Annotated in this window: 10 protein-coding genes and 1 pseudogene; 5 read left to right on the top strand and 6 right to left on the bottom strand. The window is 54.6% G+C overall.

Features of this window, described 5'->3' with window-relative positions; genetic code table 11:
- Both KHU33_RS18540 and KHU33_RS18535 read right to left on the bottom strand, forming a co-directional pair.
- Positions 1 to 385 (bottom strand): annotated as a pseudogene (locus KHU33_RS18540) (IS3 family transposase); the annotation flags it as partial.
- Between the two features lie 113 nt (positions 386 to 498).
- Positions 499 to 1,767, bottom strand: coding sequence for a carbohydrate-binding protein (locus KHU33_RS18535; RefSeq protein ID WP_230414382.1), 1,269 nt, complete (start codon positions 1,765 to 1,767; stop codon positions 499 to 501).
- A 565-nt stretch (positions 1,768 to 2,332) separates the two neighbouring features.
- Between KHU33_RS18535 and KHU33_RS18530 the strand changes: the two genes are divergently transcribed.
- Entirely contained in the window at positions 2,333 to 3,730 is a 1,398-nt protein-coding gene (locus tag KHU33_RS18530) for an amino acid permease (protein ID WP_211465606.1), read from the top strand.
- Positions 3,731 to 4,229: 499 nt separating this feature from the next.
- Here KHU33_RS18530 and KHU33_RS18525 read toward each other — a convergent pair whose 3' ends face one another.
- The 3 genes from KHU33_RS18525 to argA form a co-directional block, all read right to left on the bottom strand.
- Positions 4,230 to 6,950 (bottom strand): M16 family metallopeptidase, encoded by a 2,721-nt coding sequence (locus KHU33_RS18525; protein WP_230414381.1) that lies wholly within the window; start codon positions 6,948 to 6,950, stop codon positions 4,230 to 4,232.
- A 244-nt stretch (positions 6,951 to 7,194) separates the two neighbouring features.
- Positions 7,195 to 7,467 (bottom strand): oxidative damage protection protein, encoded by a 273-nt coding sequence (locus KHU33_RS18520; RefSeq protein ID WP_211465602.1) that lies wholly within the window; start codon positions 7,465 to 7,467, stop codon positions 7,195 to 7,197.
- 91 nt (positions 7,468 to 7,558) lie between these two features.
- Positions 7,559 to 8,869, bottom strand: coding sequence for an amino-acid N-acetyltransferase (gene argA / locus KHU33_RS18515; protein WP_211465600.1), 1,311 nt, complete (start codon positions 8,867 to 8,869; stop codon positions 7,559 to 7,561).
- 59 nt (positions 8,870 to 8,928) lie between these two features.
- Between argA and KHU33_RS18510 the strand changes: the two genes are divergently transcribed.
- The 3 genes from KHU33_RS18510 to KHU33_RS18500 all read left to right on the top strand — a co-directional run bounded on the left by KHU33_RS18510 (position 8,929) and on the right by KHU33_RS18500 (position 12,476).
- Positions 8,929 to 9,444, top strand: coding sequence for a hypothetical protein (locus KHU33_RS18510; RefSeq protein ID WP_211465598.1), 516 nt, complete (start codon positions 8,929 to 8,931; stop codon positions 9,442 to 9,444).
- Between the two features lie 85 nt (positions 9,445 to 9,529).
- Positions 9,530 to 11,266 carry a type I restriction-modification system subunit M gene (locus tag KHU33_RS18505; protein ID WP_211465596.1) on the top strand — a complete coding sequence of 579 codons (1,737 nt, stop codon included), beginning with the start codon at positions 9,530 to 9,532 and terminating at the stop codon, positions 11,264 to 11,266.
- Positions 11,259 to 12,476: a restriction endonuclease subunit S gene (locus tag KHU33_RS18500; protein WP_211465594.1), complete on the top strand. Its 1,218-nt coding sequence runs from the start codon at positions 11,259 to 11,261 to the stop codon at positions 12,474 to 12,476. Before KHU33_RS18505 ends, KHU33_RS18500 begins: the two co-directional genes overlap by 8 nt.
- Positions 12,477 to 12,757: 281 nt before the next feature.
- On the opposite strand, the gene KHU33_RS18495 is transcribed toward KHU33_RS18500, so the two are convergent.
- Complete coding sequence (locus KHU33_RS18495) at positions 12,758 to 13,786, bottom strand: IS110 family RNA-guided transposase (protein WP_211465592.1); 1,029 nt, start codon at positions 13,784 to 13,786, stop codon at positions 12,758 to 12,760.
- Between the two features lie 333 nt (positions 13,787 to 14,119).
- Here KHU33_RS18495 and KHU33_RS18490 point away from each other — a divergent pair, with 333 nt between their 5' ends.
- On the top strand, positions 14,120 to 14,845 hold the full coding sequence (locus tag KHU33_RS18490) for a hypothetical protein (protein ID WP_211465590.1): 726 nt from the start codon (positions 14,120 to 14,122) through the stop codon (positions 14,843 to 14,845).
- Positions 14,846 to 15,281 lie beyond the last annotated feature (436 nt).

Genomic DNA, 15,281 nt, shown 5'->3' with positions numbered 1-15,281 from the left:
TGACCACTAGAGATAGCTTGCCTGAAGACTTTTTTACGGTCACCCCGTGTTCATCGCGCATGATGTTGATCACCGTCTCGAACAGGGCCGATTTCTGCTTCTCTTCCTTGAGTTGGCGCTCCAGCTCCTTGATGCGCTGTTCTGGCGTTAATGGCTTGCTCGGTTTGTTTGTCATCGTCGCTCTCCGCTTGCTTGGGCCCCTTGGTTGTGTCCAATCCTGCAGGCCGTGTTTGCGACACCATACAAAAACTGTCGAGCGACCCTGAATTCCATACCGCTTTTGCGCCTGCTTATACGTCATCTCGCCTTTTTCTACCTGCTCGACAACGCTCAATTTAAAAGCCAGGCTGTAATCACGTTGGCTGCGCCGTATCTCTTGCTCCATTTGACACTCCTTCTCTTCATCGAAAAAGTGTCAACCTAATTCAGGACGGGTCAATGATGCAAAAAAAGCCGGCTCGCGGGAGCCGGCTTTTGATCATGTGACGATGCTTTGACTTACAGCCCCAGCCGCGAGATGAAGGCGTTGGTAAAGCCCAACGTGCCGGCCTTGCCGTAAGTATTGCAAGTTGGCGAAGCCGAGCCTGGTGCGCAATCGCGGTCGCGATCGAAGGACCAGAAATGGATCCCGCCCAGGCTATTCTGTTGAGCGAAATTCACCAGCGTCGCGACATCGGCGAGAGAGAAGGTTTCGTCGGTAGTATCGTTACCGCCTATCATCGGCGTCACCTCGATCTGCTTGTACGGCACGCCGTACTGGTTATGCAGTTCGATTGCCGATTGCACCGCCGATGCACCCATGTCGCAGCCGCCGCTGCTATTGAGCATGCAGTTGCCGCCGGCCGCGCTGCCGTAATCCATCGCCATCAGGTTGATGGTGTAGTTGGTCAGACCGTAAGCCTGGATGGCCTGCATCACTTGCACGCCGTAGTAGCCGAGGCTAGGCGTTACATGGCCGCCCAGTGTCGCCAGCGTGAAGCTGAAGCGCAAGTTTGGATAAGTTGCTTGCGCGTTTTTCACCCGCAGTACCAGGTTGTTGATATCTGCGGTGCTCTGACCGGCTTCAATATCGAAATCTATGCCGACCAGGTTGGCCGAATAATAGGTCTGGATGAATTTCAGGAAGTTGGCGTCGCTGGTGCAGGTAAATGAGCCTGCGGCGCCGCCGGTGGAGACAATGTATTTCTTGCCGGCGTTGACAAAGGCTTGCACATTGGCCGCCGCAAACGCGGAGGCCGATACGCCGCCCCAGTTTTCGCTACCGCAGGCGCCGGTCGCAAAGGCCCAGGTCAGGGTGCTGAGCTTGGCTGGCATGGCGCTCAATACTGTCTGCGTGGTGCCGGTGACAGCGCTGCTCATGGCATAGGTATTCCAGTTCAGATTGATATTGCCATCTTTGTACGGACTGAAAACGAAGCCGGCCGGCGTGGTGCCGCCGCCTGGAGGAGGCGGTGGTGGCGGCGGTGGCGTCACAACGCCGCAGTTTTCGACGATAGTCCATGGCTGGCCGGTGCCCGAGCCGCCGTTGTTGGTCGACGGATTGTTCCCTTGGGTCCACCAGTTGGCTTTGTAGTTGACGCCGTTGTAGCTGACAGTGGCGCCGCCGGTATACGCCACGCTGGCGTCCCAGGCGGCGTAACAAGCCACCGAGGCCACCGTCGTCGCTTGCGCGCTCAATGCTAATAAGGGGCCGGCCTCTGCGGCGCCGGTCGTGATGGCGCTGCAGGCAAGGGCGAGCATGAGGCCCTGTATGAATTTCAGTTTCAATTTTCTCTCCTGAGAAGGTTGGTCGGGCAGCGTGGAAAGGGCGGCTGCCGGGAGGCATGTCCAGACTTGTTATGCGATGTGAACCAAAACCGAAGCTGTAGCAAATGCCGCTGCGCCAGATTGCAGAAAGCAGCCAGCATCTCATTCATCATCTTCAATATTTCCATAAGGAAATAATGAATTAAGGGCACTTTAAGAGCGCAAAAAGTGGCTGTCAATCTGTATCTAACTGGTATTGTATTAATAAATTTGTGGTCTCAATTTGGTGTCACTAATGCAGTCGTAGCTTATTGTTTATATTGATTTTTACTGAAATTGAGCAGACTGCTTTTTTGATAAGTGGACTGGTCGCTTTTTTGTCGCCGGATGTGTGAAGTGATGGCTTGGGGGAGAGTTTTGATCTACGACCAACGCGATTGGCAAGCAACGTTTACCAGTTTTCCGGGCCGCCCGGCGCCAGCAAGTATAATCCCTGCCTTTTTCACAATTCCCCGGTTTGCCGTGGAGAAATGCTGGCCATCACCTGACTGGCGGCGGCCTCATCGTTTTCGAAGGAAGTTGTTGCATGAGTTTATTTCGTACTAAAGATCTGGATAAGATGATTCATTCCAGCCGAACCGATACCGGCTTGCAGCGCACGCTCGGGGCGATGGATCTGACCTTGCTGGGTGTCGGCGCGATTGTCGGCACCGGTATTTTCGTTCTGACCGGCAGCGGCGCCTTGCTGGCCGGCCCCGGTCTTTCGCTGTCGTTCATACTGGCGGCGTTCGCTTGCGGTTTTGCGGCGTTGTGTTATGCGGAATTCTCGTCCACGGTGCCGGTCTCCGGTTCGATCTATACCTATAGCTACGCCACCATGGGCGAAATCGTGGCCTGGATTATCGGCTGGGATCTGATGCTGGAATATGGCTTGGCAACCTCGGCGGTGTCGGTTGGCTGGTCGGGCTACATGCAGTCGCTGCTGTCCGGTTTCGGGATTGCCTTGCCGGCGGCGTTGACTGCAGCGCCGGGTGCTGTGCCTGGAATCAGCACCTGGTTCAATCTGCCGGCATTTTGCATTTTGCTGGTAATTACCGGCTTGTTGTCGATCGGGATCCGCGAATCGGCGCGCGCCAACAACGTCATGGTATTCATCAAGGTGGCGGTGGTGCTGCTGTTTATTGCGGTCGGCGCCGGCCATGTGCAGCCGGTGAACTGGCAGCCTTATCTGCCGTTCGGTTATAACGGCGTGTTCAACGCGGCGGCGATTGTGTTCTTTGCTTTCATCGGTTTCGATGCGGTGACTTCGGCGGCGGAGGAAGTGAAGAATCCGGCGCGTGCATTGCCGATCGGGATCATTGCTTCGTTGGGGATTTGCGCGTTGCTGTATGTGGTGGTGGCGGCGATCATGACTGGCATTGTGCCGTTCTCGAAATTTGCGGGGGTGGATCATCCGGTGTCGCTGGCTTTGCAGTATGCGGGGGAGAACTGGGTTGCCGGCTTCGTTGACCTGGGGGCGATTATTGGTATGACTACCGTGATTCTGGTGATGACTTATGGTCAGACTCGGATTTTGTTTGCTATGTCGCGGGATGGTTTGTTGCCGAAGAAGCTGTCGAGCATTCATCCGCGGTTTGCTACGCCGTTCTTTACCACCTGGCTGGTGGGGATTGTGTTTGCGTTTATTGCGGCGTTGATTCCTCTGAATATCTTGGCTGAGCTGATTAATATCGGGACCTTGATGGCGTTTTCGTTGATTGCGGTGGCGGTGCTGGTGTTGCGTAAGACGCGGCCTGATTTGCCGCGTGCTTTTCGTTGCCCGGGGGTGCCGTTTGTGCCTTTGGCGGCGATTGGGTTTTGCGTGTTCCTGATGTTTCATTTGCAGGCGGTTACGTGGATTGCATTTCTTTGCTGGTTGGCGATCGGTTTCCTGGTGTATTTCGGCTACGCGCGCCGACGTTCCTTGCTGCATCCAAGTAGTTAAATGGGGTCGGAGTTTTTTTTCGCGGCCCTTTGCGAAAATTACTCTGCCCCCCTTTTAACGGGCCACGGAGTACGTGCCGTGGCATTCAATGAACGATCGGTCGTCGCTACTTAAAACGGTTACTACTCCGTGGATGCACGCCGGGGGTAGCCCGGCAGCTAGTCACTTTTTCTTGCTTCGCCAAGAAAAAGTAACCAAAAAGAAGGCGACCGCAAAGCCGTTGCCTTCCCTTCGGTCAGGTCCCCAAATGCAGCGGGTGCCAGTCGGGTGGGAGGACCAACTCGCTGCGCTCAGACATGTCCTCCCACAATTCCCGACTGGCACCCGCCACATTTGGCAACGTCTCAATGCGGGGTACGTCAAAAACAACTGCAACGTCAGAAGCAACCGCAGCGTCAAAAGCAACTGCAAAAAAACCGCTGTTGTGTTCGCTAATTTGATTGCGAACACAACAGCGGCTTTCGTGAAACTGCGGGTACTGCTTGCGCTTATTTAGGACTTAAGGCTTTGCAGGCGCAGCAGCGTTTGCTTTTGCTTCATCGCGTGCAATTACCACGCTTAGGCGGGCTGGGTCGATGTGTTTGCGGAAGGCGTCGTTGACTTGTTCTACCGTCAGGGCGCTGATCTTGTCTTCGATTTGCTTGCTCCAGGCGAAGGTGCGGTCGAGGTCTAGCAGTCTGGCCCAGCCGACGCTGAGTGCGCTGTCTTGGGCGCGGGCGCGTTGGTTGTCCTGGAGGATGCCGGATTTGGCGCGGGCTAGCTCGTCGGCGCTGAAACCTTCCTTGAGCGCGCGTGCCAGTTCTTCCTTGACGGCTTGGTCGACCTTGTTCAGGTTTTGCGGTGCGGCGATGGCTTGTACCGAGAATCTGGCGGCGCGGCTGATGGCGCTGATGTCTAGCGCGGAGCCGATGCCGTAGGACAGGCCTTCTTTTTGACGCACTCTGTCCATCAGGCGCGATTTCAGACTGCCGCCGCCGAACAGATAGTTGGCTACCATCATGGCCGGATAATCGGCATCGTCGTCACGCATGTCCAGGTTCAGGCGCGCTACGTAAAAGCCATTTTCCTTGTCCGGCGAATTGATGGTTTTCTGTAGCGGCGCAACGTCGAAGTTCTGGCGGATCACGCGCTGGTAAGGCGCGGCGCTTTGCCAGTTGCCGAACTCCTCTTGAACTACCTTGGTGACCGCTGCGACGTCGAAATCGCCGACGATCGCCAGCTCGCCTTGCGAGGCGCCGTAAAAGTCGTGGTGGAAGGCGCTGACGTCAGCCAGGGTGGCGGCCTGGATCGCGGCGATTTGCTGATCCACGGTTTGCGCCGCCAGCCAATGGCCTGGCGGATATTGGTTGAAATGCTGGGCGATGGCTTCGGCCGCGAGTGTTTTCGGCTCGTTGCGCGATGCCTCCAGTCCAACCAGCGTTTCCTTGCGCAGGCGCTCGAATTCAGCCGGATCGAGGCGCGGTTGCTTGAGTACGCTGGCGACCAGTTTCAACGCGGCCGGCAGATTGCTGCGGTTGGTCTGGAATTGCGTCAGGTCGCCGCTGATCTTCAGCTTGGAAAACTCGTCGGCAAGTTGATCGCGCGTCAACGTGCTGCTGCCGCGCATCAGCATGGCGTCGGTCAGTTCAGATGCGGTCTTTTTGCCGAACAGGGTTTTTTCATCGCCCCATTGCAGGTTCAGCTTGACCGAGACGGAAGCGCCGCGTGTCTTCTTAGGCAGCAATGCCAGTTTCAGGCCTCCCACCTGCGAGCGCTGGGTGCGGGCGTCGATATTCGCTTGCGACGGATCGAAAACCTCGCCGTCGGCGATTGCCTGTTGCGGCTTGTAATCCTTGAGCACTTCGGCCGCGTCTGGCGCTGCCGGAACGTCGGCGCGTTGCAGCTGGTCTTCCGGCAAGAACATGCCGACCGTGCGGTTATCGCGGGTGAAGTAGTGCGCTGCCGCTGCCGTTACCTGTGCCGAAGTCACCTTGTTGGAACGGTCGCGGCCCAAAAACAGCAAACGCCAATCGCCCAGCGCGATAGTGCCGGACATGCCGACGCCGACTTGCTGCGGATCGTTCATCAGCTTTTCAAAATTGTTGGCGTTAGCCAGGCGCACCCTTTCCATCTCTTCCGGAGTAGGCGGGGTTTTTGCAAATTGCTCGACACCGTCGATCAAGGCCTGCCGCACCGGTTCGATCGGCTCGCCTTTCTTGACCACCGCGGCAATGATTTCCAGGCCCGGCGCATAACCCGTCATTTCGTAGTTGAACACGGCGGTGGCTTTGCCGGTTTCCACCAGCGACTTGTGCAGGCGGCCGTTGGGCGTGTCCGCCAGAATCGTGCCGGCGTAGGACATGGCGTCGCTGTCGGGATGCAGTTCGCTTGGGATCTTGTAGGCTACCGCAACGATCTGCACATCGCCCTGGCGCCGCACGGTGACGCTGCGTTCGCCGTCCTGGGTCGGTTCCACGGTCCAGAAATCGCGCATCTTGCGGGCCGGCTTGGGCAGCTTGCCGAAGGCTTGGCTGACCCAGGCCAGCGTCTTGGCCTGATCGAATTTACCGGCGATCAGCAGCACCGCGTTATCCGGCTGGTAGTAGGTGCGATAAAAGGCTTGCAGGTTTTCTATCTTGACGTTCTCGATATCGCTGCGGTTGCCGATGGTCGGCTTGCCGTAGTTGTGCCAATCGTAAGCCACGCCTTGCAGACGCTTGATGAGGACGCCGAACGGCGAGTTCTCGCCCTGTTCGTATTCGTTGCGCACCACCGTCATTTCGCTATCCAGGTCTTTCCTGGCGATGAACGAATGCAGCATGCGATCGGCTTCCATGTCGATCGCCCATTTCAGGTTGTCGTCGCCGGCCTGGAAGATTTCATAGTAATTGGTGCGGTCGATATTGGTGGTGCCGTTGAACGACATGCCGCGCTGGCTGAAATCCTTCGGGATAGAGGGATGAGTGGGCGTGCCCTTGAACATCAGATGTTCTAGCAAATGCGCCATGCCGGTTTCACCGTAATTCTCGAAACGCGAGCCGACCAGGTAAGTCATGTTGACAGTCACTGTCGGTTTCGATGCATCGGGAAACAGCAAGACTTTGAAGCCGTTGGCAAACTGGTATTCGGTGATGCCTTCGGCCGACGGCCCCTGGGTCACGCCGGCCGGCAGTGCGCTTGCCGCGGCTGCGACGCCGGTGAAGCCGATGCTGCAGGCGGCTGCCAGCAAACATGACAACATGAGATTGGGCCAAGAGCGTTTACGGAATAGATGCATGAGGTTCCGATCTGTGGAGAAATGAATCAACAAATGAATGGACAAAAATGCGCGTCGTGTAGCGTGCACTCAGCGCAAGATAGATTACTTGAATTCAGGCTTGGCGTGCAGCGCATGGGCCGCTATGGGATGCTACCTCCAGGCAAATGAATCTTGCTTATTTTGCCACAGAGGTAGAAGGGGAAGAGAGATATTCTGAAGCGGCTATTTATTCAGTCGGCGGCACATAGCCGCTGGCGGCGTCGGCGCCTTCGCCGAAGAAATGTTTTTCCATCTGCGCCGCCAGGTATTTGCGGGCGCGCACGTCGGCCAGGTTCAGGCGGTTTTCATTGACCAGCATGGTCTGGTGCTTGAGCCAGCCGGCCCAGGCTTCTTTCGAAACGCTTTCATAGATGCGCTTGCCCAGCTCGCCCGGATATGGGGGGAAGTCCAGGCCTTCGGCTTCTTTGTCTAGCTTGATGCAATGGATGGTGCGTGCCATGGTTGTTCCTTGTAGTTTGCTTGAGTCTCGTTTTTTAGACTCGATTTTAAGATGGTGGTTGCTGAGTAAGTCTGCCAAATAAGTCTGCCAACTACAGCGTCTTGATCAGCACCAGCGATTTCCGTTGCCAGTTGTACATGTGCTGGCGATCCTTCGGCAGGTCGTCGACCGTGGCGTGGACGAAGCCGCGCCGCAGGAACCAGTGTGAAGTACGGGTGGTCAGCACGAACAGTTTGCTGAAACCGGCAGCGCGGGCTCGGCTTTCCATATGTTTCAGGATACGCTCGCCGTCGCCCTGCGCCTGCACTTCCGGATTGACCGTGAGGCAAGCCATTTCTGCCATTTTTTCCGATGGGAAAGGATACAGCGCAGCGCAGCCGAAGATCACGCCATCATGCTCGATCACCGAGAAGTAATGAATCTCGCGTTCGATCAGTTCGCGGCCGCGTTTGACCAGGGTGCCGTCGTTTTCCAGCGGCTCGATCAGCTTCAGGATGCCGCCGACGTCTTCAATCGTGGCTTCGCGCAGGCTCTCCAGGTTTTCGTAGGAAACCATGGTGCCCACGCCATCGTGCGTGAACAATTCCAGCAGCACCGAACCGTCGGTAGCAAACGGCACCACATGGGCGCGCGGCACGCCGGCGTTACAGGCCTTGATCGTGTGCTGCAGATAGAAGGCCGAATCGGCCGGCAGGCAGCCGCTGTCCAGCACCGCTTGCGCTTGGTGCGAAGACAGCTCGCGGATTTCGGTGTCGCCGGCATCTTTCATCAACGGCGTTTCGCTGATGAAAATCAGCTTTTCGGCACGCAATGAAATCGCCGCCGCCACCGCCACGTCTTCCATGGTCAGGTTGAACGCCTCGCCAGTCGGCGAAAAGCCCAGCGGCGACAGCAGCACCAGGCCGCCGGCGTTGAGGATCGGATGGATGGTGTCGTAATCGATCTTGCGCACCACGCCGGTCAGTTGCAGATCGGCGCCATCGATCACGCCCAGCGGACGTGCCGTGACAAAGTTGCCGGAAATGATACGAATCGCGGCATGCGCCATCGGCGTGTTGGGCAAGCCCTGGCTGAAGGCGGCTTCGATATCCAGGCGCAGTTCGCCGGCCGCTTCCTTGGCGCATTCCAGCGCAGCGGTATCGGTAATCCGCAAGCCGTTGTGGAAGCGCGCTTCTACATTACGCAGCGCCAGTTGTTCTTCGACCTGCGGCCGGGAGCCGTGCACAATCACCACCTTGATGCCGAGCGCATGCAGCAGCGACAAGTCTTGCGCCAGCACCGGCAAGGCGCCGGCGGTGACTAGTTCGCCCGGAAAGGCGACCACAAAGGTCTTGCCGCGAAAGGCATGGATATAGGGCGCGACTGAGCGCAGCCATTGTACGAATTCATTGGGATTTTCCATGCCGCACATTATATACAGCAATGAAGCCGCAACGTTGGCCGCAATGCGATAATCCGGCCATGACAAATATGATGACCCCGACCATTACAGTGGAATTCGAAGCAAGCGAGGTGCAGCAGCTGTTGCAGCACGCCGAAGCCGCAACCGAACATCTGCCCTGCATGGGTGACCAGTTTGTCGCCAAGTATTATGCCGGCGGCAAAATTATTACCAAGAACGACTGGCCCGACGTCAGTCAGATCGATCTATCCAGGATCCCGCCGGCCTTGTTCCTAGTCAACGATTCCTTCCTGATGAGCAATGGCATCGACCCGGCGCAAGCCATCGCCTGCGTGTATAAAAACGGCCATATCCCCTCGGATCAGCAAAACGAAAGCGATGCGTTTGCGCTCGGCGCGGAAGAGTTGCCGAACGTGACCAGGATCTTGCTCAGGGACTTTGCCGGCATAGAGACAGCACAGAAAGTGCGGATTACGTTTCAGCACGATCCGCGCAAGGGGCCGGTGGTTTCACTGGAAATGGTCCAGCAGAACGGCGAGGCGGGGGAGATCAGGATAGTCAACCGCCGCCCCTGACAAAAACGCATATCATCGACGATCGCTACTTGTCGATTAAAATTTACTGAAATACAACAACGAAACAACGCGAATAGATCAAGGCATGTCACAAAACCCCACCCCGAAATTAACCCTGGCGCAACTCGAATCCTATCTCTGGGGCGCCGCCGACATCATGCGCGGCAATATGGATGCCTCGGAATACAAAGATTATATTTTTGGCATGATGTTCCTCAAGCGCCTATCCGACAGCTTCGACGAGGAACGGGAAAAGGTAATCGCCCACTACCTCGGCATCGGCAAATCGCAAGCCCAGGCAGAAAAGCTGGCAAAAGATGAAAACGAATACGACAAGACCTTCTTCGTACCGGAACATGCGCGCTGGAACGCCCTCAAGGATTTGAAGCACGACATCGGCAGCACCCTCAATATAGCGGCCGAAGCGATAGAAGAGTACAACAGCAGCCTTGAAGGCGTGCTGGTTTCCATCGATTTCAACATCAAGAACAAACTCTCCGACAAGAAACTGGGTGATCTGCTCTCCCACTTCAGCAAGTATCGCCTGCGCAATTGCGATTTTGCCTCGACCGATTTGCTCGGCACCGCCTACGAATACCTGATCAAGATGTTTGCCGATTCGGCAGGCAAGAAGGGCGGCGAATTCTATACCCCCAGCGAAGTCGTGAAACTGCTGGTGGCCCTGCTCAAGCCGCACGCCGGCATGCGCATTTACGATCCCACGGTAGGCTCCGGCGGCATGCTGGTGCAGACCCGTAACTATCTGGTAGAGCACGGCGAAAACGCCGCCAACCTCTCGTTGTACGGGCAAGAGATGAACCAGAGCACCTGGGCCATCTGCAAGATGAACATGTTCCTGCACGGCGTCTTCAATGCCGATATCCGCAAGGGCGACACCCTGGGCGACCCGCAGCATATCGAGCACGGCGAGCTGATGCACTTCGATCGCGTCATCGCCAATCCACCGTTCAGCCTGGCAGCCTGGGGCAAAGAAGCGGCGGATAACGACGGCTACGGTCGCTTCCCCTATGGCACGCCGCCCAAGGATTCCGGCGATCTCGCCTTTGTCCAGCACATGATCGCCTCGTTAAATAGCAAAGGCATGATGGGCGTGGTGATGCCGCACGGCGTGCTGTTCCGCGGCGCCAGCGAAAAGGAAATCCGCAAAGGTATCCTCAAGGACGATCTGCTGGAAGCCGTGATAGGTTTGCCCGCAGCGCTGTTTTACGGCACCGGTATACCGGCCAGCCTGCTCATCATCAACAAGAAAAAACCGGCGGCGCGCAAGGGCAAGGTCTTGTTCATCAACGCCGAGCTTGATTACGCAGAAGACAAAAATATGAACGTCTTGCGCCCACAAGACATTGAAAAGATCGTCGCCAGCTTCGATCAGTATGCCGACATCAAGCGCTATGCCAAGGTTGTGACGCTGGCCGAAATTGCCGAGAATGATTACAACCTCAACATTCGCCGCTACGCAGACACCTCACCGCCGCCGGAGATCTTCGATGTGCGTGCTTTGCTGCATGGCGGCGTGCCGCTGCGTGAAGTGCATGACGATTATATTCAGGAAGAGATTCTGCAAGGGTTTGACGTGACGGCAGTGCTGGTAAAACGCGATACCGAGTATTACGATTTCAAACCTGAGATCGTCAGCAAGGAAGCGATCCGCGCGCATCTGCAATCCGACAATCAGGCGTTGATCGCGCAGTTTGAACGCTGGTGGGATAAGTATCGCGTGTCATTGCATGAGTTGGAGGTGCAAGCGGAGCAAGCGAAAGTGGTGATGCAGGGATTTTTGGTGGAGTTAGGGTATGAATAAGGTAACGCCCACAGGCTGGTCTGTTGCAACATTAGGTGAGCTGTCAACAGTTATTACCAAGGGCACTACGCCAACTACAAATGGCTATCCGTACACAGAGTCCGGGGTCAAATTTTTGCGCGTTGAAAATATATCCAAAGGAGGGAAAATCCTTGAGGATGACCTTAAGTACATCAGCAATGAAGCAAATGGATCGTTGAGTCGTTCCCAATTGCACGCAGGAGATTTGTTGATTTCAATTGCTGGCGCAATCGGTCGTTCGGCTATTGTTGAAAAAAAACACTTACCTGCAAATACCAATCAAGCTGTTGGTATCGTTCGACTGAACAAGAATCAAGTTGAAAATAATTACATTCGATTTTCTTTCGAAAGCCCAATAGTTGATAAGCAAATTAAAGATCTGCAGTCAGGGCTCGCACAAATAAATCTAAATCTTGAACAGCTTGGTAGTTTGAGGATTAATCTTCCACCGCGTTCTGAACAAAAAAAAATCGTCGCAATTCTCACCGCAGTTGATGATGTAATTGACTGCACCCAAAGGCAAATCAATAATCTGAAAAACCTGAAAACCGCCATGATGCAGGAATTGTTGAGCAAGGGGATAGGGCACACGGAATTCAAGGATAGTCCCGTGGGGAAGATTCCAGCAGCGTGGAAAACTGACACGTTGGCCCATTGCGCTCTTATAAAAAATAATCTGCGCAAGCCGATTAATAAGGAAGAGCGCGAATTAATGAAAGGCATCTTTCCATACTATGGACCGACCAAAGCCGTAGACTATATAAATGAATATCGGATCGAAGGTGAGCATGTACTTATAGGGGAAGATGGGGATCATTTTATAAAATTTTCCACCTGGCCAATGACCCAGTTTGTTTCCGGACAGTTCAATGTAAACAACCACGCACATATTGTTCAGGGAACTGATGTTTGCAGAACAAAGTGGATTTACTACTACTTTATGCATCGTGATATTACGGTTTCACTTACTCGTCAGGGAGCAACACGGTACAAACTAAATAAAGCATCACTTGAGGAATTAGAGCTAGCGCTGCCATGTATTGAAGAGCAAGACAGAATTAATTCAATTTTTGACTCTTTAATGATAAAGCTAGCTTTGCGAGAACAAGAAATATTGAAACTCCGAGGCATCAGGAAGTCACTCATGCAAGACCTCCTAACCGGCAAAGTCCGCGTCAAAGTCGACTAAGCTGTACTAGCTCTATATGAACGCCTCCCGTTTGCAAGGCTCTCTTGTGTGCTGATGAACAGGATGGGTTGCAGTTCTATATCCGGCCTTATTGCAGCCTGATACACTGCGGGCCTCGATGAAATCCGCTGACTCGCACCTCATTCAGACTACGAGCTTTAAGCTCTGAGCTAGTATCAGGTTTAGCGAGTCCCGGTCCGACCTGTTTTGTCATCACACTCAATTACCTACGCAACCTTTTGACGTGTAAAAATTGAATCTTCTATGTAACCAAGAACCAATCAGGCTGGTTTAAGGCTCACGTAATCCTTCTGGTACTGCCTGTCATGTGCCAACATGGCCCATATTGTTCTGGCCGTTTTGTTGGCCATCGCCACCGCGACTACGTTCGAAGGTCGCCGTTTCTGTATTTGTTCAACCCATGCTCCCGATTCCTTCGCATGACACAGCACGCTGCGCGCGCCTTGGATTAGTAGCATTCGTAAATACGTGTCGCCACGCTTGCTGATACCCAGCAATCTCACCTTGCCGCCAGTGCCGACCTGTCCGGGCACCAACCCGAGCCAGGCGGCAAACTCGCGCCCTGACTTGAATGTATTGGCATCGCCCATCGTCGCCGCTGCGGCCGTGGCTGTCAGCAAGCCCACACCGGGAATCTGGGCAATCGTTTTGCTGGCCTTGTCTTGCTTCATCCATGCCAGTAGCCGCTGCTCGATTTGTGCGATCTGTCCGTCGAGCTTTCCCAGCATGTCCCACTGTTCACGTAGCGTGTCGATCAGCATCGCCGGCAATCGCTCTGCCAGCCGCGCCAGCGCATCCTTCATGCCTCTGTTTAGCGCTGCACGTCCAACCGCCATGACTTCACCGTATTCCGTCAGTAAGCCACGCAAGCCATTACTCTGCATTGTGCGAAACTTCACCAATTGCTGCCGCATCCGGTGCAATGCCAACACCGCCTGCTGCGCTTCGCTCTTGACCGCTACCGCTCGCACGCCTGGTTGTTGCACTGCCAGCCAGATTGCGCGCGCATCGGCGACGTCATTTTTGTTGCCACTTACGAAGGCCTTGACGGCCTTGCCCGGCATTAATTTGACCTCGTGCCCCATCTCCAGAAAGCGCCGCGCCCAGTGCTGTGACCCGCCGCAGGCTTCCATGCCGATCAGGCATGGTGCCATGTTCGCAAAGTACTCCAGAAACCTGACGCGCTTAAGCTGCTTGCTGAACACTTCACCTGTCTCCGCATCAACCCAATGTACCTGAAATACCTGTTGGGCGGTATCCACGCCGACCACGGTTGTGGTAGAATTCATGATGGATCCTCCGGTTTGCCTGTGAAGATTTCATTCTTCCCCTTTTGGCACTTCGATGCCGTCGGCCCGCGAGGATCCGCCCCTCATTCAACTTCACTCCCCTTGTTAGCAGAGTTATCCACGGCGTCGCTCGCCGCACCCTCTACAGTGCAAGAGCGGGCGGCGCGGTGGGTAACTCGGCATGGCTCGCTTGCATCAGGAGGGAGGCGTTCATTTCATTCAGATTTGACCTGACGCATGCTGCAAGTTGAGTTAGAGTTCTGTTAATCAACTTATCGTTTTCGACTTTTTTCCATTTAGTTCAGTTTATGTGTCCCATCAGGAGGAGCTCACATGAGCGATATTTACGCGAACGCTGTTGACTCGCTTCGAATTGGGATCGAACATTTTTTGAAGGAGCCGGGCTACTCCAGCAGGAAGCATGCAATCCTTACTCTCTTTCATGCGATCGAGCTTTTTCTGAAAGAGCAATTGCATCGGACGAATTCAATTCTGATCTACCGAAACCTTGATGCAAAGATTACGGAGGACTCTCTTACCATCGGGATCAAGGAAGCGCTGACGCGGCTAGAAAACCTTGGTATGGGATTACCGAAGCAACCTCAAGAGGTCATTGAGCGAATTCAGAAACGTCGGAACCGAATTGAACATCATCGCTACGATCACAAGGAAGAAGACGAAACGATTATTTCTGAATCGCTTGCATTCATCTTGTTCTTCGTAGACTCCGTTCTTAATGACAAGCTTGAACGCGATGTGCCGTCGGAGACGCTGCGTGAAATTCAAAGACTAGTTTATGATCGCCAAGACCTCTACTGGATCGCTATGCATCGGTTGGAGCAATGGATGCGCAAAACCTGGCCTGAATGGAAGGATGAGGAGTCCGATATTCCTGATGAGTTCGAAGGAACACTGGACTGTCCAATCTGTCGTGAGTCCTACTTGGTCGCTGGGTATCACGACAAGCCATTTTGCTTCTACTGCAATACTTCCGTTGACGCTGCGGAGTGTAAAGATTGTGGCCGTACTTACCTCACAAACGAAGGCTGTTGTTCGTGAATCAGAGGCATAACCATCGGTCAACCAAATCGTCCTCGCGCTACGCGCTCTGGCGGCCGGTTTCCTCAAACGTTGAACCCTTATAACGCCATGAACCTCAATCCCCAAATCACGGGAAACATTGGTCTGTATTATTGTTGTTATAGGCTTTCTTTGCTTGGGTGGAATGTGATGCCCACTGCACGAAATGCTCGCGGTGTCGATATCATTGCCTACAGTAAGGACGCTTCTCGTTTTCTCGGGATCCAAGTGAAAGCCCTTAGCAAACGGAATCCGGTTCCCTTGGGGCCAACATTAGATAAATGCATGGGTGACTTTTGGATTGTGGTGAATAGAGTATCTAGCGGGACTCCGAGCGCATTTGTGCTCACGCCTTCCGAAGTTCGGACACTCGCTCATCGTGGAGAAAAAGATGGTCGCATCTCGTATTGGCTTC

This window comes from Collimonas silvisoli (assembly GCF_018305005.1).
Lineage (GTDB): Bacteria > Pseudomonadota > Gammaproteobacteria > Burkholderiales > Burkholderiaceae_D > Collimonas > Collimonas silvisoli.
This window is presented reverse-complemented; position numbering and strand designations above follow the sequence as displayed.